14 protein-coding genes and 1 tRNA gene are annotated in these 19,420 nt (G+C 65.9%); 10 read left to right on the forward strand and 5 right to left on the reverse strand.

Annotation, left to right across the window (positions count from 1 at the left end):
• Window positions 1–223: 223 nt before the first annotated feature.
• Window positions 224–1,795 (reverse strand): alpha/beta hydrolase, encoded by a 1,572-nt coding sequence (locus llg_RS10005; RefSeq protein ID WP_338289738.1) that lies wholly within the window; start codon window positions 1,793–1,795, stop codon window positions 224–226.
• A 105-nt stretch (window positions 1,796–1,900) separates the two neighbouring features.
• Here llg_RS10005 and llg_RS10010 point away from each other — a divergent pair, with 105 nt between their 5' ends.
• The 5 genes from llg_RS10010 to llg_RS10030 all read left to right on the forward strand — a co-directional run bounded on the left by llg_RS10010 (window position 1,901) and on the right by llg_RS10030 (window position 5,902).
• Window positions 1,901–2,527: a hypothetical protein gene (locus llg_RS10010; protein ID WP_338289739.1), complete on the forward strand. Its 627-nt coding sequence runs from the start codon at window positions 1,901–1,903 to the stop codon at window positions 2,525–2,527.
• A gap of 78 nt (window positions 2,528–2,605) precedes the next feature.
• Window positions 2,606–2,680 (forward strand) — tRNA-His (locus llg_RS10015).
• A 63-nt stretch (window positions 2,681–2,743) separates the two neighbouring features.
• Complete coding sequence (gene rnc / locus llg_RS10020) at window positions 2,744–3,445, forward strand: ribonuclease III (RefSeq protein ID WP_338289741.1); 702 nt, start codon at window positions 2,744–2,746, stop codon at window positions 3,443–3,445.
• Window positions 3,446–3,523: 78 nt separating this feature from the next.
• Window positions 3,524–4,015: a hypothetical protein gene (locus tag llg_RS10025; protein WP_338289742.1), complete on the forward strand. Its 492-nt coding sequence runs from the start codon at window positions 3,524–3,526 to the stop codon at window positions 4,013–4,015.
• Between the two features lie 144 nt (window positions 4,016–4,159).
• Window positions 4,160–5,902, forward strand: a complete 1,743-nt coding sequence (locus llg_RS10030; RefSeq protein WP_338289744.1) for a LamG-like jellyroll fold domain-containing protein — start codon at window positions 4,160–4,162, stop codon at window positions 5,900–5,902.
• Between the two features lie 46 nt (window positions 5,903–5,948).
• Here llg_RS10030 and llg_RS10035 read toward each other — a convergent pair whose 3' ends face one another.
• Window positions 5,949–6,806: a sugar phosphate isomerase/epimerase family protein gene (locus llg_RS10035; protein WP_338289745.1), complete on the reverse strand. Its 858-nt coding sequence runs from the start codon at window positions 6,804–6,806 to the stop codon at window positions 5,949–5,951.
• Window positions 6,807–6,905: 99 nt separating this feature from the next.
• On the opposite strand from llg_RS10035, the gene llg_RS10040 reads away from it, so the two are divergent.
• Together llg_RS10040 and llg_RS10045 are read left to right on the forward strand one after the other, a co-directional pair.
• On the forward strand, window positions 6,906–7,682 hold the full coding sequence (locus tag llg_RS10040) for a GYF domain-containing protein (RefSeq protein ID WP_338289746.1): 777 nt from the start codon (window positions 6,906–6,908) through the stop codon (window positions 7,680–7,682).
• 106 nt (window positions 7,683–7,788) lie between these two features.
• Entirely contained in the window at window positions 7,789–9,804 is a 2,016-nt protein-coding gene (locus tag llg_RS10045; RefSeq protein ID WP_338289747.1) for a thioredoxin domain-containing protein, read from the forward strand.
• Window positions 9,805–9,811: 7 nt separating this feature from the next.
• Here llg_RS10045 and llg_RS10050 read toward each other — a convergent pair whose 3' ends face one another.
• Complete coding sequence (locus llg_RS10050) at window positions 9,812–10,963, reverse strand: hypothetical protein (RefSeq protein ID WP_338289748.1); 1,152 nt, start codon at window positions 10,961–10,963, stop codon at window positions 9,812–9,814.
• Window positions 10,964–11,087: 124 nt separating this feature from the next.
• On the reverse strand, window positions 11,088–11,561 hold the full coding sequence (locus llg_RS10055; protein ID WP_338289749.1) for a nuclear transport factor 2 family protein: 474 nt from the start codon (window positions 11,559–11,561) through the stop codon (window positions 11,088–11,090).
• Between the two features lie 186 nt (window positions 11,562–11,747).
• On the opposite strand from llg_RS10055, the gene llg_RS10060 reads away from it, so the two are divergent.
• The 3 genes from llg_RS10060 to rpmB all read left to right on the forward strand — a co-directional run bounded on the left by llg_RS10060 (window position 11,748) and on the right by rpmB (window position 17,855).
• Window positions 11,748–14,507 carry a PD-(D/E)XK nuclease family protein gene (locus tag llg_RS10060; RefSeq protein WP_338289750.1) on the forward strand — a complete coding sequence of 920 codons (2,760 nt, stop codon included), beginning with the start codon at window positions 11,748–11,750 and terminating at the stop codon, window positions 14,505–14,507.
• Window positions 14,504–17,518, forward strand: coding sequence for a UvrD-helicase domain-containing protein (locus llg_RS10065; protein ID WP_338289751.1), 3,015 nt, complete (start codon window positions 14,504–14,506; stop codon window positions 17,516–17,518). Before llg_RS10060 ends, llg_RS10065 begins: the two co-directional genes overlap by 4 nt.
• Before the next feature lie 73 nt (window positions 17,519–17,591).
• Entirely contained in the window at window positions 17,592–17,855 is a 264-nt protein-coding gene (gene rpmB / locus llg_RS10070) for a 50S ribosomal protein L28 (protein ID WP_338289752.1), read from the forward strand.
• Window positions 17,856–18,128: 273 nt separating this feature from the next.
• Here rpmB and llg_RS10075 read toward each other — a convergent pair whose 3' ends face one another.
• Window positions 18,129–19,409, reverse strand: a complete 1,281-nt coding sequence (locus llg_RS10075) for a hypothetical protein (RefSeq protein WP_338289753.1) — start codon at window positions 19,407–19,409, stop codon at window positions 18,129–18,131.
• Between the last annotated feature and the right edge of the window lie 11 nt (window positions 19,410–19,420).

A 19,420-nucleotide genomic window follows, 5' to 3' on the forward strand; every position in this document is an offset into this window, starting at 1 on the left:
AATTGACCAAAAAAAGTATGCAGAAAAGTGGACAAATGTTGGTTGCAACATCGTTAAGCCGGTGTAGTAATTGTCGGCAATTGGGTTGCGCGCAATAAATCGTGCGCTCCCGGTGTCTCATGAGGCACCCACCAGCTTTCTTGGGTACATGCAATGAACGAAAGAGACCGGACGGGAAACCGTCCGGTCTTTTTTTGCTCGATGGGATCTGACGAATTGAGAATCAGTGGATTTTCGCGTGGAGGCGGAGGATCCGGATGACCTCATCGGCGGCTTCCGCGTTGTCCGGGACACTGTGGCCGGAAGGGACGATCTTCTCGCTTTCGACGTGGTCGAGGTGGGAGGACCAATAGGGCACGATGCCGTCGCTGCTGTTCGGAGTGTCGCCGCGGCCACGGTCGCCGATGATCGAGTGGAGGTGCAGCTTGGGGATCAGACGGGTTTTTTGGAGAGCCAGCACGCTCGGATCGTTCGGCGCGAGATTGTCGATGGCGGTGGGGAGGTGGCCGGGATCGGGGAGGAGGATGTCCCCGGCATTGCGCAGGGTGATGTCCACCATCTCGACGGTGAGGGTCTTCGGCAGCCGCACCAGACGGGAGAGCCAGGTGAAGATGACGCGCTCGGCCAGCGGGCTGCCCTGGTGGGGCACGGCCATGAACACCACGCGGTTCGGGAAGGTGACGGGTTTATAGAGGAGGCCGTTTTCGATCATCTTGCGGCCCTCGGGAGAGAGATTGAGTTGGTTGAGCGGCTTCTTGAAGTAGCAGTCGTAGAAGCAGGTGCCGGGTTCGCTCATCGCGGTGCGGGTGATGAGGCCGCCCATCGAGTGGGCGACGATCACGGTCTGGTTGAGATTGCCATGGTCGCCGTGTTCGCGTGCGAATTTGGCGGCGGCGTTCATGTGGCTGCGGAAGCGGGCGGCGCTGAGAATCCACGGGTTGCCGGTCGGGTAGTTGAAGAACCAGACCTGGTATTTCTTGCGGAACCATTCCTGGCCGGCGAGGGCGTTGATGACGTGCTTGAAGGCCGCCGGGCTGGAATTGATGCCGTGGATGAAGACGATGGGAATGCGGTCGGGATCGTAGGGCTGGCCGAAGTAGAGGCCGGTTTCCTCGTTGAAACGGGCGGGGACGATGACCTTGAGCGCGTCGAAGTCATCGAGGTCGCTCATGTGCCAGTAGAAGGCGTGGCTGGCGGACCAGTCGGCCTGGAGCTTCACGCTGCGGCCGGCGATTTCAGTGGTGTCCTTCTGGAGAGGCGCGGTGAAATGCCAGGTGGGCTGGGAGCCGCGGTCGAACCGCAGGACGGCGGTGACGTTGAACGGCTGGCCGGTGGGCGGCACGAAGGGAGCGCGGGTGCGGCCTTCGGAGGATTGGGTGTGCCAGCCGACGAGCGGCACGCCGATGCCCGCGGTGGTCTGGCGGGGGCCGACCGGATCGGTGTCGACGAGGCTGGAGGGAAATAGGTCCTGGATGTCCTTCAGGTGGGCGTCATCCTTGCCCTGGGGCTCGATGCGGGTGCCTAGGGCGGCGGCGGCCTCGTCCCACGGACGTTGCGGACAGCGGAATTGATCGAACAGCTTGGCGACCGCGGCATTGTAGCTGGCCTGGGCGGCGGGCCACTGGGCCTTGCGCGCGGGATTGGCGAGGATGTCCCAATCGGCCCGGGCCTCGGCGATCAGCGCGGCGGAGGGCACGCGGGATTCCTTGGGGACGCTGGAGCAACTCGGGGCTTGGGGGACGCCGCAGTGGGTGAGGACCAGGACGGTCAGGGCGAGCGGGATGAATCGAATCATGGAGGCTGCGTGGGGGATCATGGAGGACCGCGGGGAGCTGCCAAGTTCCGAAATCGGGACCGGTCACGGCTGGACAAGAGGCGGTCGATCCGGTGCGATGCCATCATGCCCGAGGAATCCTCTCCCTATGCCCCGTCGTTCGCTCCGCCGCCTGTTCCAGCAGAGGCTCCATTGGACCGCCCTCCGGGTCAGATCAAGGTGTTTGGCATCCTGCACCTGGTGTTCGCGGCGATCGGCACGCTGGGAGTCCTGGCGTCCGTGGTGATGAAGCCCGTCACGGAGAAGATGTATGAGGCTCAGGAGAAAATGGGCGGGCAGCAGGAAATCCAGGCACGCATGTCCCGGGAGCTGGTGACGTCGATGGAGCCGGTGACGTATTTCCAATACGGGGCGTCGGTGTTGCTGACCGTGTTGCTCGTGCTTGCGGGGCTCGGCCTGCTGAAGCGCCGCGCGGGCGGACTGAAGTATTCGAACGCCTATGCATGGACCGCCATCGGGCTGAGGCTCCTCACCGTGGTGCTGGCCTTGGTGTACGTGCTGCCGCGGATGAGCGCCGCCATGGAAGGAGTGATCAAGGGCAGCGGCGCGGGCAAGGAAACGGAGACCGCGCTGGCGATCACCAAGTTCTCGATGATGGCGGGCATCGTGATTGGCCCCCTCATGTACTGCATCTATCCGGTGCTGGTTTTGGTCTTCCTGAACCGGAGATCCGTGAAGGCCGCGCTGGGCTGAAGTTTTTTGGACGATTTGTCGTTTTTCACTTCCCAAAGCCGGCGGGGGCGCGTAGTTCTCCCGCCCGCCGATAAAATGGTGGCCGTAGTTCAATGGTAGAGCCCCAGATTGTGATTCTGGTTGTTGCGGGTTCGAGTCCCGTCGGTCACCCCACTTTTCTCATCGGGTAGCGGCAAGCGTCCGGGTGAGGAGAGAGGAAACCTCGACCGCGTGACCATGCAGCCCCTCGAAAGCCGGATCGGCTACAAATTCCGTAACTCGTTCCTTCTGGCAGAAGCGCTCACCCATCCGAGCCTCGCCTACGAGTCCCAGCGGCCCCATTTCGACAACCAGCGGTTGGAGTTCCTGGGCGATGCGGTGCTGCAACTCATCCTCACGGAGGAGCTTTTCAAGATGTTCCCGGACTTTCCGGAAGGCCGTCTCACCAAGCTGCGCTCCCGCGTGGTCTCCCGCCGGGCGCTGGCGCGCTTCGCGATGACGATCCACCTTGGGGATTATGTGCTTCTCGGCAAGGGGGAGGAGTCGACGGGCGGCCGCCGCCGTTTGTCGACGCTGGCCGATGCCTTCGAGGCGCTGATCGGCGCGGTGTATCTCGATTCCGGCGTGGCGGCCTCGCGTGAGCTGGTGCTGCGCCTGCTCCAGTCCGAGATCGGTGGTCTTGCCGCGAGCCCGGAGGAGCGGAATCCGAAAGGCGAACTCCAGGAATGCCTGCAATCTCTGTGTCCCCAGGCTCCGACCTACCGGATCATCGGGGAAAGCGGCCCGGACCACCGCCGCGTGTTCCAGGCCGAGGTCGGTTGGCAGGGTCTTGTTCTGGCCACCGGCAAGGGCAAGAGCAAGAAGGAGGCCGAAGCGCGCGCCGCCTCCGAAGCCCTCCGCGCCCGTGTCTGGGAGCGCGAGGAGTGGAAGAAGGCGTGAGTTTGCGCCCGCCACGCGGGGTGTGAACCGGATTGTGTCCGGGGGGCGGCGTGGCAAGATCGCGGCGTGACTCATTTCATGCGCGCCGTCGTCCTGGGTGTCGTGCTGGCTGCGGCCGGTTGCAACAAGCCGCGCCCCGGTGGCAGCATGGCGATCGTTCCGGCTGCCGTGAGGGAGCCGGACTATCATCCGGGGGATCTCGATGCCGCCGGGAAGCTGGTGTTCTGGACGGTTGATGCGTTTGATCACCAGGCACCCTTCATTCTCCGCGGGGAATGCGGGGTGGTGCTGGCGAATGCCGGGAATGAAACGCATCCCAGGCCCCGGTTCATCTTCGCGCGGCAATCGACGCGGGAGATCGTGGATACGGAGGATCCGGCGGTTTTCCGGGCGGTGTTGGCGAAGGTGCCGGCGGGTACCGCGGTGCTCCGTTACGAGACCTGCTCGGTGCCGAGGTGTTTCGGCCTCAGTGAGGGGCAGGTCGGGGACTTCACGCAGGCGATCACGGATGCTGGCCTCGCGTTGGAGTCGGAGGTGGAGACCGTCTGCTACTGCCCCGATCATGGTTGAGGTGGATGGGAGCGCCCGGTGTTCACCGCGTTTCGGATGTGGCATGTGATATGATCTAACCGTGTAAGTTGCACGGATGGATGAATAAACTTGAGCGGTGTTGGAGATAGGCGCACGGGAGGAGCGTCTCCACCCTGTTTCTTCATGAAGATCTCCCGTCTTCCGCTCCCCCTTTCCTCCGGTGCTTTCGTGGTCCTGCTGATGCAGGATGCGGGGGCGGTACAAGATACCAATGCCAACGGCCTCGGAGACGTATGGGAGCGCCGGTTCAATGGCGGGAGCTTGTTTTCCGCTTCCAATCCCAATCATGCGGCAACGGCTGATCCGGACCGCGATGGCTGGACGAACGAGGAGGAGTCGCTTGCGGGCACGGATCCGTTCAGCGCGGCCGGGCCTGCCGGGCGTGTCGACCTGAAGATCGGCCGGACGCCGCCCCCGGATGGCTTTTTCCAGTTCACCTGGCCGACGCAGGTGGGGAAGGTGTATCAACTCGAGACGTCCGCCGGTCTTGCCACCTGGACAAACTCCGGGGCAGCGATCGACGGGACGGGTTCGGATATCCAATTGACGTTGGGTGGAGTGGGTGCGGCCAAGCGCTACTGGCGGGTGAGGGTCACGGACTCGACCGCGGACCCGGATGGTGACACGCTCAACGCCTGGGAGGAAGCGGCGCAAGGGACGAATCCGCAACTGGCGGACACCGACGGAGACAATCTGGCGGACAACGTGGACCCCTATCCGACGGTGAATGCGGGCTTGTCCGATCCGGACGGGACGAGCGTGGCCGCGTCGATCGCCACCGGCTTGCGGGGTTTCTGGGATTTCGAGTCGATCCAGGGTTCGACCTTCTCCGACCGCTCGGGGTCGAACCGGCACGCGACTTCCTTTTCCGGCGGTCCCGTGCGGTTCGGGATGCCCTCGCGGGGCGCGAACATCGGCACCGGCTACATCACGATCCCGCCCGCCACGGTGCAGAGCCAGGCGGCGTGGACGGTGAGCGGGTGGTTCAAGCTCGGGAAGAATAGCATTGTAAACGCGAACGGCATCAACCGCGCGATCTTCTCGCTCTACGATCTCCAGGGCACGGGGCCCGCGCCGCAACTGGCGACGCTCGCGCAGGGGACGTGCCTGCTGGTGCGCCATGGCGCGACCGAGCAGTGGTTCTTCGGCGGCTATCACCAGTATGCGTCCAATGGCTCGGGTGGATCGTCGGTGGGCGATCCGATGACCGAGTTCAACGGCTACAATTTCACGCGTCCGCTGGGCACCACGGACGATGGGAAATGGCACCACCTCGCGGCAACCTACGCTGCCTCCGGAAACGGGCAGAAGGTATACATCGATGGCACGCTGATGATCGAGGGCAACGGCTTGTCCTACCCGGTGGCATACGACGCAACGACGACATTCACCTTCGGCCGCCTCTACCCCGCGCACACGCCCAGCGCGCTGCCGGACGCGATGCTGGACCGGCTGCGGGTGCACAACCGCGTGCTGACGGCCACCGAGGTCGGGGACCTGTATCGTCAGGATACGGATGGCGACGGCCTATGGGATCTCACCGAGGCCGGGACGGTGAATTGGGTGGACGCCAACTCGAACGGGGTGGTGGACGCGGGGGAATACACCTACGTGTCCTCGCCGTATCTTTGGCAGGCGGCGTCCACCGACCATGACGGCGACGGTCTCACCGACCTGCAGGAGCAGACGAAGGGAACCGATCTCACCAAGGCGGACACGGACGGCGACCTGATGCCGGATGGGTGGGAGTCAACGTATGGCTTGAACCCGCTGAGCGCGGCCGATGCGACCGCGGATGCCGATTTGGACGGGAAGACCAATCTCTACGAATACCAGCACGGTACCAATCCGAAGGTGGCGAATTGACCCGGGCGGCACGAGCCGCCTGCCCGGGATGGATGGCCGGAAGGGGTCAAGCCTTCAGCTTCGAGTAGGCGCGGAGGTAGCCGACGCACTGGGAGATTTCCGGGACGGAGGTTTCCCAGTTGTGCTCGTATTCGATGCTGACATTGCCGGCGAAGCCCTTGGAGCGGGCTTCATCGAGGATGGCCGGGAGATTGATCACGCCGGTGCCGAAGGGGCGGTCGTGGGTCCACTTTTCGATCGATTCGCGGTCCTTGAAATGGAACGAGCGGATGCGGGTGGAGATCTTCTTTACGATCTCGAGCGGCTCCCAGCCGGAGGAGGCGAGGTGGCCCACGTCACAGCAGAAGCCGACGTTCTCGTGGCGGTCCTTGATGGCCTCCAGGGTCTTGAGGGGGTCGCCGAGCTTGGTGCCCTTCGGGTGGTTGTGGAAGCAGACCTTCACGTCGTATTCCTTCGCCAGCTTCTCGATGGTGTCGAGGGCCTCGAGGGACTCGGTGGTGAGGCCGTAGAGGCCGAGGGTCTTCGCCATCTCGAAGGTGGCGCGGGCCTTGGTTTCGTCCTTCGGGATCTCACAGACGCCGAAGTTGACGGCGACGAGACCGTTCTTCGTGAGATGCTCCAGCAGGGATTGGTAGACCTCGGGCTTCAGATCGGGGCCCATCTTCAGGTCGCCGTGGGGGCCGCCGAGTTTCTGGCCCGGATAGAGTTCCACGGAGCCGGCTCCGGTGGAGGCGGCCTTTTCGATGGCTTCCCAGAGGGTGTATTTGTTGAAGGACCAGCACTGCACGGCGATGGAGAACCCGGCGGCGGTGAGTGCGGGCTGGGGAATCGGTTTTCCGTGGGAGCGCATGGCGAAGAGCACCGAAGCGGCGGGAACCATCGTGAGCAAGGAGCGGCGTTTCATCTAATACGAAAGTTAGGGAGCAGACGCGGCAAGGCGAGGGATTCTTTCGAAGCGCGGCGGGTTTGACGATCAACCTCCCTTGAGGTATTCCCGGGGGCGATGAGCGAAGTGCCGCAGGACGCCTGGTTTTTCTCCAAGGACGGGAAGCAATACGGCCCTGTGGCAATGGAGGAGCTGAAGTTCGTGGCGAGCAACGGCCAGCTCCACCCGCGCCAGGACCTGGTGTGGCGGGCAGGCATGGAAAGCTGGCTTCCCTCCGGCGAAATCGAGGGGCTTTTCGAAAAGGTGGTTCCGACCGAGGTGGAGGTTCCCGCCATGGCCGCCACTCCGGACTTGAGCACCGACGTGGAGGAGGACAACGCGCGGGAACTGATGGCTCTCCAGAAGAACTGGGTGGGCGTCGGGCGTGCAGGCTATTTCATCGGCACGATCGTGCTGTCGGCGGTGGGCACGTATGCGCCGGGGTTGATCCGGCCGCAGATCGCGAGCCTGATCGAGGGGCATGAGAACGTGATGATGGCGGTTCCGGTGCTGGTGGTGATTGGCAATATCGTGCTGGGCGTGAAGCGGCTGCGGAACGTGGGCATGAGCGGCTGGTGGTTCCTCGGACATCTGGTGCCATTTTTGAACCTGTGGGTGGGATACCGGGCGTTCGCGTGCCCGGGCGGCTACAATTTCCACCGGAAGATGGACGGCGCGGGGATTTTCCTGGCGATCATCTACTGGCTGCTGGTGCTCGCCTCGTTGGTGGCCGCGGTCGCGGTGATCATGATCGCGGCCGGGTTGCTGGGCTCGCCGGAGGTGCATGACAAGCTGCAGGAGATCCAGCAGGAGATCCTGCGGGGGGCTCAGGGGGCTTCCGCACGGGTGAAGTGAGGGTGCCCTCCCGGGAGGTTGGGAAGCCTCGCCAGGGGAATCCGTGTGCCGATGATGTGGGTTGGGCATTGTCCCGAAGCGGGCCGCGGTGTTTCCTGTTTTCCCGATGCCGAATGCCCTGATCCACGAGACGTCTCCCTATCTGCTGCAGCACGCGCACAATCCGGTGGATTGGGTGCCGTGGGGCGAGGAGGCGTTCGCGCGGGCGAAGGCGGAGGACAAGCTGGTGTTTCTCTCGGTGGGTTACTCGACCTGCCATTGGTGTCACGTGATGGAACATGAGAGCTTCGAAAACGAAGCAATCGCGGCGCGGATGAACCGGAACTTCATCAACGTGAAGGTGGACCGCGAGGAGCGTCCGGATGTCGACGCGACCTACATGGCCTTCGTGCAGGCGACGACGGGGCAGGGCGGCTGGCCGATGAGCGTGTGGCTGACGCCGGAGGGCAAGCCGGTGGTGGGTGGGACGTATTTCCCGCCGGAGGACAAGTATGGCCGGGCGGGATTCACGCGGCTGTGCGAGGAGATCGGGCGCCTGTGGCAGGACGATCGCGCGCGGATGGAAGGCAGCGCGGAGAAGGTGATGATCCACCTGCGGGCGGAGGCCGATGTCGGCGCGGTGATGCAGGGCCTGCCGGACCCGCGGGTGTTCGGCGATTTCATCGACCGCTGCGAGGCGATGTTCGATCCGCAGGAAGGTGGGTGGGGGAACGCGCCGAAGTTCCCGCGGCCGGTGGTGCCGGGCCTGCTGTTGCAACTTTCGGAACGCTACGGCGTGGAAAGCGAGGAAGGCGCGGCGTGCCTGCAGATGGTGGAGCGCACGCTCGATGCGATGCAGGCCGGTGGCATGCACGACCAGCTCGGCGGCGGATTCCACCGCTACTCGGTGGACCGCTACTGGCATGTGCCGCACTATGAGAAGATGCTCTACGACCAGGGCCAGCTCGCGATGGTGTATCTGGACGGCTGGCAGGTCACCGGAAAGGCGGCGTACCGCGAGACGGCGGAGGGCATCTTCCGCTACGTGTTGGATGAATTGAAGGACGCCAGCGGAGCGTTCCACGCGGCGGAGGATGCGGATAGCCTGCCGGCGGCGGATGCCGCGAAGAAGCGCGAGGGCGCGTTCTGGACCTGGGAAGCGGATGAGATTTTCGAGCGGCTGGACACGCGGTCGGCGCTGGTGTTTTGCGCGGCCTATGGCGTGCAGGCGGAAGGAAACGCGCGGCCGGAGAGCGATCCGCATGAGGAGCTGGCGGGGCAGAACACGTTGTTCCGCGCGGGTTCGGTGGAGACGCTGGCGGCGCGGTTCGATCTGGGGGTGGACGAGATCCGGGCGATCCTGGCGGAGGCACGCGGAACGTTGCTGGCGGCGCGGAAACAACGGCCGCTGCCGCACCGGGACGACAAGCTGGTGACGGCGTGGAACGCGCTGATGATCGGCGCGCTGGCGCGCGGCGGGCGGGTGCTGGAGCGGCCGGATTTGTTAGAGGCGGCGAAAGGGGCGGCGGCCTTCCTGAAGAAGCGGCTGTGGGATGGGGCTCGGCTGTTCCGGAGCTACCGCCAGCGGAGCAGCGGGATCGCTGGCTTCGCCGCGGATTACGCGTTCTTGATCGCCGCGCTGATCGAACTGCATTCGGCCGATGGCGATGGGGCGCATCTCACCTGGGCGCTGGAGCTCCAGGCGGCGATGGACCGGGACCACTGGGATGGCGACCGCGGCGGCTACGTGATGAAAGCCGAGCTGGGCGGCCAGCCGCTGCTGGTGATGCGGGAGGATTACGATGGCGCGGAGCCTTCGCCGGGACACGTGTCGGCGGTGAATCTCTTCAAGCTGGCGGTGCTGGCGGAGCGGCCGGAGTTCGCGGTGCAGGGCGAGGCGATCCTGCGCGCGGAGGCGCGGGTGGCGGCGAAGCAGACCTTCGCGGTGCCGGTGCTGCTGGCCGCGTGTGACCTGCGCGAGCGCGGGGTGGTGAAGATCGATGTCCGCGGTGGGATCTCCGCGGCCCGGGCGAAGGCGCTGGCAGCGAGCTACCTACCGCGCGCGGTGTTCGTGCGGTCGGAGGGACCGGGTGAGATCATCGCGTGCGAGGGGCAGGTGTGCCGTCCGTGGTCGCCGGAATGAGAGTCGGTCAGTGGCTGAGCGCCGATCGCACGGCGCTCCGTGAAGCTCCTTCCGGGATCGCCAGGAGAATCCGCTCCACCTCGCTGGTCATGCCGCGGGCCTGGAGTTGCTGGCAGGCCTGGATGGCGGCGGAGGGCAGGAATGGCGCGGTGGGATTGCGTTCGAACCATTCGGCCAGTTTGGCGGGATTGCGTTCGACTGCGTTCGAAATGGCCTCCGGCAGCATCGTGGGGGCATCCGCCTGATCCTGGAGCACAGGGCCGCGTGAGAGCTCCGCGAGGAGGTCGAGACCGCCGGTCGGCCCGCCGAAATGATCCATGGCTTGGGCGATGCGGGCGTCGTCGACCTTGAGGAAGGCGTGGATCTGCTCCATGCGGGCGGCCATGTCGGCGGGGGTGCCGTTGCTGGTCACCTTGTTGAAAACCTCGTTGGTGACGGATCGGGCATAGGGTCCCGGGTTGTCGCCCGAACCCTGGGTGACCTCCTTCATCCAGTTCATGGCTTGGTCGAGCCCCCCGTTCTGGACGATGTTCCAGGTGGCGTGACCGACACAGTTCCGGCGCTCGTCCTCCGGCAGGGACTCCATCAAGCGGATGCCCTCCTGGGGATCCATGAGTGTGGCGCCCGCGGCGAGGGCGGGCAGGAGCCGGTGCCACTGGCTGGGATCGCTCTCCCGGAGTTGGTCGAGCCATTTCAAGGCTCCCTTGGGATCGGTGGTGGCCCAGCCGTACATCGCGTTCCACGATTCGGTCGTCTTGTTCTTCAGCCCGTCGCCCTTGAAGGCATTCATGGCTTCTTCGCCCGCGACCTGACCGGCGCGGAACAGGCAGCGCTCCCATTCCTCGCGGTGGGTGCGGCCGGTTTCACGGGTGATGTTCCAGTATTGGCCCAAGCAGGTTTGCCAGTTGGATGCGTCCATGGCGGCCAGGCACTGGGCCACGAGGGCGCCGCGCTCGTTGGGATCCGGGCATTCCAGCGAGCGATAGAGCACGCCGGGCAACTGGCTGGCCGAGGCATTCCGGATTTCCCGCTGCATGGCGCTGAGGCGGGTGCCCGTGGTGGCGCGGGAATCGTCCTCCCGGCCCGAGGCTCGGGCGCTGCGCCGGGTGTTCGCGGTTTGATCGGAATCGGGCGCGGGGGTGGATGAGGGGGCGGTCAACCGGCCAAGAACGGCTCCGGTCAATAGACATGCCGCCATGATCCAAGTCCTCCTGATCTCCATAGATAAGCCATCTATCTGGAGATAGGGGGAAGTCAATCTGCAAGCGACCCGCCGCCGCGGTTCACCGCTGGCGGGGCTGGTGGAACGCCGGCTCGGGAGTGATGCAGGCGACCTTCAGACGGCGGTGGAAGAACCGCAGCAAACCACCGAGCAGCGGGATCTCGCCGTAAACGCAGAAGGTGGCGTCCCAGTGATCCTGCTGATGGGCGATGCGGCCGTCGCTGGCGAACTTCACATGGCTGGTGCCGCTGACCGAGCGGTCCTTGCCGCGGTAATGATAGAAGAGGGTCCAGAGGATGAAACCGCTGTGCTCATCTCCCTGGGCATCGATCACTTCCATGGAGCAGTTGGAGAGGTTGTTGAACATCTCCTGATAGATGCTGCGGAGCCCGGCGATTCCGCGGGCCTCGCGGATGGGATCGAGGAAGTGGACGTTGGGGGAATAGACGTCGCCCAGACGCTCGAGTTTGGCGGGGCTGAGTTTCTCGTAATGCGCCACGATGGCGGCAAGTGGCTCGGGGCAGGCGATGGACATGGTGAACGAAGGGCGAGCGATAGCACCGCGGACGGGCCTCGCAAGCCTCTGAAAAAACTGTTAGATCCGGCTACGGAAAACACGTGCGGGAAAACACGAGGATGGGGATGCCGGAGGGCCGGAAGGGTCGTGGATTTACGAACTTTTCCTTCCGTGGGGCTGGTCCGCAGGGCATGAATTCCGGAAATGGTTGCGCGCGATTTCCTGGGCTGGGGCCAGCCGTTCCTGAATGTCCTGACGGCGTGGCTGGTGGAGCGGCGGGAGTCGCTGCCGGGCATGCTGGTGGTGGTGCCGACCGCGCAATCGGGACGGCGGCTGCGCGAGGCGCTGGCGGAGGCTGGCGGCGGGCTGGCTCCGCGGGTGGTGACGCCGGGGCATTTCCTGAAAACGGAGGGCGCGGCCCCAGCGGCGGTGGAGCAGCTGGCGTGGACGGAGGTGTTCGAGGGGATCCGGGACTGGTCGCCGTATGAAGCGGTGTTTCCGGTTCCGCCGGGTGAGGGCGAAGAGCGCGGTTGGGCGCTGGGGCTGGCAGGGGCGATGAGGTCTCTGCGGGAAGGGTTGCAGGAAGGCGCACTGACCATCGCGATGGCGGCCCGCATGTTGGGTGAAACCGTGGAAACGGAGCGCTGGCAGGCACTGGCGTCCTTGGAGGGCAAGGTGGAGAAGCTGCTGGCGCGTTGGGGGTTCGTCAGCCGCAGCGCGCTGCTGGCGCGTGGCGGGCAAGCAGGCTGGGAGGGGGCGAGGGAGATCGTGTTGGCGGGGGTGCCGGATTTTCCGATGGCGATGGAAGCCGTGCTTGATAGGTGCCCGTTGCCGGTGACGGCGCTGGTGGGGGCTCCGGAGGAGGAGATCGGGGCCTTCGATGAATTCGGCAGGCCACGGGCGTTCAAGACGAAGGAGGAATTGGAGCCCAAGGAGAAGGAACCGGCACCATCGACCATCTGGACCGCCCGCGTGCGTCCGTGGCCGGAGGAGGGCCGGGGAAGCGTGACGCTGACGGCCGATCCACGGCAGCAGGCGGCGGAGGCGGTGCGGCTGGCGGGGAGCGCGGGCACGCCCTCGGATGATCTGGCGCTGGGCTCGGCGGACGAGGAGACGGCGGGAGAGCTGGTGCGGGCGTTCGGCCGGGCGGGCTGGACCTTGCACGATCCCTCGCACCTGCCGCCGCGGCCGGTGATGGCATGGCTGAGGGCGTGGCGGGAGTTTCTGAAGACGCCCACCACGGCGGCGGCGATCGATTTGCTGGGGTTCGCTCAGACCGGCCGTTTGGTTGGAGGAAAGCGCGCGCAGCGCGTGAAGGCGCTTTCGGTGGCGCGGGACAAGTGGCTGGCGAAGGAGGGCGCGGACCTGAAGCGGGCGCTCGAGCTGACGAAGCGGGATTCCGAGAAGGAGGCGCTGGCATTGACGTTGGAGACCTTCACCGTCCTGGAGAAACGCCGTGGGGTTTTCCTGTGGGAGGGCTTCCATGCCGGGTTGCCGCGCTTGTTGGAGTCCTTCGATCCGGGGCATGCGGAGACGGCGGAGCTGCACGCGTGGGTGGAGTCCACCGCGGCGATGGCGGGTCGTGTGGATCGCGACGCGGGATTCTGGATCGACCTGTTGCTGGCGAACGGACCGGAGGCGGTGGCGGTGCCGCCGGAGGACCGGGTGCTGGACGTGCAGGGCTGGCTGGAGCTTTTCCATGAGCCGGGAAGCCACCTGATCGTGTGCGGCTGCAATGAGGGCAAGGTGCCGGGTCGGGCGAGCAGCGACGCGTGGTTGCCGGAAAGCGTACGGCGGATTTTGAAGCTGGCGACCGATCACACGCGGACAACGCGTGACGCCTATCTGCTGACGGCGATGCTGGAGGCGCGCCGGGGCGAGGGGCGGGTGGACCTGCTGTTGGCGAAGTCGGGAGCGGGCGGCGATGCGTTGCTGCCGTCGCGATTGCTGCTGGCGGCGGAGGAGGGCGAGTTGCCGCAGCGGGTGAAGACCTTGTTCCGCGAGATCGAACCGCCGGACGCAGGGCTGGCGTGGACGCTGGAGGATGAATGGAAATGGCGGCCACGGGTGATCCGGGACACGCCGCGGTTGAGCGTCACCGCGTTTGCCGATTACCTCGCGTGTCCGTTCCGTTTCTATTTGAAGCACGTCGTCGGCATGCAGTCGCCGGAACCGGAGCGGGTGGAGTGGAACGCGCGGGATTTCGGCAACATCGCCCACAACGTGCTGGAAAACTGGGCGCGTGATGAGGACGCGAAGGAGTTTTCGAAAACGGAAGCGATCGAGGAATGGGTGCATGCCGATCTCGACCGGCAGGTGCGCGAGCGCTTTGGCCCGCGTCCGCCGCTGGCGATCCGCATCCAGGTGGAGTCGCTGCGGAGAAGGCTCTCGTGGTTCTCCCGCATCCAGGCGTGCGAGCGTGCGCAGGGTTGGCACATCGAGGAGGTGGAGAAGAAGTTCGAGGTGCCGATTGGCGACATCGTGCTGATCGGTCGGGTGGACCGTATCGAGCGCCACGACGATGGCCGCCGACGCGTGCTGGATTACAAGACCGGGCACGTGGATTCCATCGAGTCCGCGCACCGCGTGGCGATCACCGCGAAGACGGTGCTGCCGGTGCATTTGCAACAAGTGTCCGCCGTGCTCCACACCACCGCCGATGGCAAACAGAAGCGCTGGAAGAATCTCCAACTCGCGCTGTATGCCGCCGGTTTAAAGGATGTGGACGAAGTGGGCTATTTCAAGCTCGGCGCGATCGAGGGCGATGTGGGCCTCTCGGTGTGGGACGGCTTCTCGCCGGACGATTCGGACTCGGCGCTGCGCTGCGCGGAGTGGGTGATCGGACAGGTGGCGGCGGGTGTGTTTTATCCACCCGCGGAGAAGGTGCCGTGGGACGATTACGAGGCGCTGTCGTTCGGGCGCGAGCTTTCGGAAACGATCATGATGGAAGGAGGTGCGGCGTGAGTGCGGACCGGATCGAGATCCTGGCGAAGCACCTGATGATCCTGGCTTCGGCGGGATCGGGGAAAACCTTCCAGCTTGCGAACCGGGTGATCGGCCTGGTGGGCGCGCAGGGGCGCGAGCCTGAAAAAATCGTCGCTCTGACGTTCACGCGGAAGGCCGCGGGTGAGTTCGCGGACTCCGTGCTTTCGCGGCTGGCGACCTGCGCGCTGGAGCCGGCGAAGGCGGGGGAACTGCACGCGCAGATCGGCGCGGAGTTCGATGTCGGGCCGGTGCTGGGCCGGGTGGTGCGCGCGCTGCCGCGGCTCCAGTTTGGGACGATGGACGGGTTCTTCGCGCGGATTGTTCGAGGGTTCCAGTATGAGCTGGGGCTCACGGGCGGGACGTTCGAACTGATCGAGGGACCGAAGCTGGATGCCGCGATGGCGGACATCCTCGGCGCGGTGCTGGGGGACGCGCTGGACGAAGGTTCGGCGGACGAGTTCCTGCATGCGTTCCGGCGGGCGACATTGGGGAAGGAGGGCCAGGGCGTTCTGCGCTCCGTCGAGCGGTTCCTCGGTTCGTGGCACGGCTGGTGGAAATCCGGCCGGGCGCTGTCGGGGTGGGGTGGCGAGTCCTTGTTCACCGGCCTGCCGGAGGTGGAGGCGTGGGAGCGGGACAAGTTCGCGCTGCTGTCCGCGCTGCGCCGGAGCGAGAGCCACGAGGCGGTGCTCAAGATGATCGATCATTTCGAACTCCACACGGTCGGCAGCGGCCGGGTGTCGAAGGCGGGCACTCTGTTCGAGCGGCTGCTGGAGGCGGTGCCGGGACACGGCGAGATCGAGCTGCCCTACAACCGCAAGGTGATCCGTTTTTCCCTCCCGGTCTCCGATCAATGGCGGGATGTGGTGCGGCTGCTGGCGGCCTGCGAGCTGGCGGCGGCGGTGGCACGGACCAAGGCCGTGGCGGAGCTGGTGTCGCGGTTGGACGCCGAGTGCGAGCGGCGGCTGCGCAGCAGGGGACTGCTGGGCTTCGATGACGTCAAGGTGCTGATGGGGCGCTGGGCCGCGGACGAGGAATCGCGGACGCGGCGGCAGGCGGTGGATTTCCGCTTGGACGCGCGCTACGACCACTGGCTGCTCGATGAGTTCCAGGACACCAGCGCGGCGGAGTGGACCGGCGTCGTGCCGCTGCTGGACGAGGTCGTGGACCGGGACGATGGCACCTTGTTCGTGGTGGGTGACCGCAAGCAGGCGATCTACGGCTGGCGCGGGGGCGAGGTGACTTTGTTCGACGAGGTCGAGCGGCGCTATCAGGCGCAGCATTTGGAGACGGCGACCATGCCGGAGTCCTGGCGGTCGTGCCCGGCGGTGCTGGAACTGGTCAATGGCGTGTGTGGCGATCTGGCCTCGATCCGGGATCTGTTCGGAGCGGAAATGACCCGCCGCTGGGTGTGGGAGGACCACGTTTCGGCGAAGCCGTCCGTGACCGGTGCGGCCACGGTCGAAGTGGTGGCCAGCGAGGATCGCGACGAGCGGCTGGTGGAGCTGCTGCGGGAGACCGGCATCGGCGAGCGCGCGCTGAGCTGCGGCGTGCTGGTGCGGACGAACTCGCAGGTGCGGGAGGTCGCCGCCCTTTTGCGCGAAAACGGGTTCGACGTGATTGAGGAAGGCCGCCGCCATCCGGTGGAGGACAACGCGGTGGGCGTGGCGCTGTTCCACCTCGTGAAATGGCTGGCCGATCCGGCGGATGCTTACGCCGGCGAGGTGGTGCGGATGTCGCCGCTGTGGAGTGTGGTCGAGGCGAGGTTCGAGGGCGGTTGGTATGCGATTTGGGAAGGCCTGCTGCTGGAGGCGCAGGCGGAGGGATTCGCGGCCATGGCGGGGAAGGTGATCGAACCGCTGTGGGCGGGTCTATCCGAGTTTTCCCAGCGCCGCGCCGGGGACGTGATCGGCGCGCTGGCGGAGTTCGACGCGGGCGGGACCTCCACCGTGCGGGAAGCGGCGCGCTGGCTGGCGGATCTGGAGATTGCCCAGAGCCCCGGCGCCGCGGCGGTGCAGGTGATGACGATCCACAAGTCGAAGGGCCTCGGGTTCGATGTCGTGGTGCTGCCGGAGGTCGAGGACAGCCAGGTGCCGGACCGAGGGAATTTCGAGGTGGCCCGCGGGGCCCATGCCGGGACGGCGTGGCTGCTGGAGCCGCCCGCCCGGTGGGTGCGGGATCTGGTCGCACCGCTGAGGGAGGCCGAGGAGCGCTGGGCCGATGACCAGCGCTACGAGACCCTGTGCATGGTTTATGTGGCGCTGACCCGGGCGAAACGCGGCCTGCACGTGCTGCTGCCGCAAGTGCCAAAGAGTCGGAAGAATGCCGATGACTGGACCTCGCCCGCCAATTGGATCGCGCGCTCGGTGGGCGTGGAGTTCCAATCCGGCGACCCGCGGTGGTTCGAGGCTGTGCCCGCCCGGGAAACCAAGGCCGTGCCGGAGATTCCCGCGCTGGGGGCGGCGGTGCCGCGCCGGGAGCGCTTGAGCCCGTCCGGAGCGGGCGGGCACGCCGGTGGTTCGCCGGAGGCCCTGCGGTTCGGCACGGCGGTGCACGCCGCGTTCGAACGGGTGGGCTGGATCGATGAGGCGGAACCCACCTTGCCACCGGACGAGGGCGGCCGGGCGGTGGCCGCCTTGCTGGAGAGTCCGGAGGTGGCGGCCCTGTTCCGGCGGGACGGGCGGACGGTGGACTTGCTGCGGGAGCAACCGCTGGAGGCGATCGTCGGCGGTGCCTGGATGAGCGGGGTGATCGACCGGTTGCATGTGTTTCGCGGCCCGGAAGGGCGGGTGGAGGCGCTGGAAATCCTCGATTTCAAGACCGACGGGGTCGAATCGGCGGCCGAACTGGTGGCCCGCCACGGGTTTCAGATGGCGGCTTATCGAACTGCCTTGCAATCGCTGTACCCCCACGTTAGCCTCCGCTGTATTTTGGTTTCGAGCCACCTCGGCGTTGCCGTCGAATGCCCTGAAACCCTTGCCCTCGGAAATTGAAACAGGATTTCCCTTGACCAAAAGGCCTCCGGAGTCAGACTCCGTGCCCCGCAATCCCTTTCCGACCACGACCATGGCACGTATCTGCAGCATCCGAGGAACCCGCGTCCGCTCCGGTGGTAAAATTCACCGCTCCGGCCTCGCGAAGAAAAAAGGTGGTATCGGCCGCCACGTCACCAAGGTCGTGAAGCGCACCGTTTCGCCGAACCTTCAGACCAAGCGCATCTGGGTGCCGGAGCTGAACCGCTTCGTGCGCGTCAAGCTGAGCTGCCGAGCGCTCAAGACCGTCAACAAGAACGGTGCCTACGCGACGCTCAAGGCCGCTGGCCTCGTCTAAAATTTTCAGACCCCTTCCACGTCGAGGTTTCATGACGTAAGCGGTCCGGACGAAAGTCCGGGCCGTTTCCTTTTGTAGGGTAAGCTCTGAGTAGCCGCGCTCGTGAGAGCGTGGACGGGGTGAATCCTCCCGATTCGGTGCGGTTCCGGTCCCGGGTTCGGCACCGACGCTGCGATCCCTTTGGGATCAAGAGTTCTCGCGGGTGAGATTTTAGAGCAATCGCGGCGGCAGGTGAGGGCGGGATTGCCCAGCCGGAATTGGAACCAGTTCCAACTACCCCACCATCACCGGCACCAGCACGCCGTCGGTCATGCCGTGGATCTTCTTCTTGTCCGCGGGGACGAGGGTGGCGAGACAGCCGGCGAAGGTGGTTTCCCCGGCGTCGTCGGTGAAGAAGTAGGGGCACAGCCGCGCCCGGCCGCGCATCATTTCCACCGAACCATCGGCGGCGAAGACGGGATGGTCGATCAGGCGGCCTTCGCGGAATTCCTGGAGCAGCCACGGTTGCTCGTCGGCGGAAGCGAGGGCCTCGTCGATGCGGGCGCGCCATTCGCTGCCGGGCAGGTCGTGGCCGATGTGGACGCCGCGGGAACCCCAGGCGGTTTCGTGGAAGCCGCTGATTTTCAGGACGAGCTGGCGTTCCTTCTGGCTGAAGGCGGCGACCTCGTCCCATGAGTTCACGTCGAGTTTCGGCAGCGCCGCGTGGGGCGGCAGCGGGGTGGGATCGAGCACCCAGCCGAAAGGCACCAGCTCGCGCAGGCGCGTGAGGTGGTTCTGGCGCATCGATTGGTCCCAGATCTTGCGCAGGCCGGGAGCCCACAGCAGGGCGAGCCAGAGCTTGTCCTCGAGGTGGGGCTTGAAGGGCGAGGAGAGCGTGATTTCCCCCGCGCTGGCCTTTTCCGCGAGGCGGCGGGCAGCGGGGATCGCTTCCCAGTCGAAGAGCTCGAAGAAGCGGTAGAGCGTGCGACCGTCAGGCTCGTATTCCTCAGCGGAGATCACTTCCCAGGCCGCGCCGAGTTCCCCGGCCAGCCACTGCATTTCCGGGCGATAGTCACCGGCTTCCTCGGACACGAGGATCGCGCCGCCCTCCGGCATCAGGGACCGGAAACCCTCGATCATGCCATCGCGGCCGCCGAGCACGTCGAATCCGGCGTCCGCATAGACGCGGGACAGCCAGGCGGTGGTGCCGATGCCGCCGGGCACGCTGTCCAGCTCGGTGACGGCGAAGCCATCGTGGCCGAGGATCAGGTCGGGGCGGATCACGCGTGGCAATTGGTCCGCGGTGCCGGGGTGGCGTTGCTGGCGGACCATCCACTCCGGCTTGCCGACATCGAGCAGCTCGGCGATCCAGCCCGGCAGCTTGCCGTTCGCGCTGCGGCGGTAGATGGCGTCGCTCGCCTTCTGGAACTGGGCCAGCGGGTAACCCAGCCGGGTGATCGCGCGGGCCTCGGTCGCGCTGAGCTTCAGCGGTTCCGGCGACCAGCGCCACGTGCCACCGCCGAACAGGCCGCCCTTTGGCAGCGCGGCCTGGAGTTGGGAAAGGGTCAGGGACATGCGGGGAGGAA

Source organism: Luteolibacter sp. LG18 (genome assembly GCF_036322585.1).
GTDB lineage: Bacteria > Verrucomicrobiota > Verrucomicrobiia > Verrucomicrobiales > Akkermansiaceae > Luteolibacter.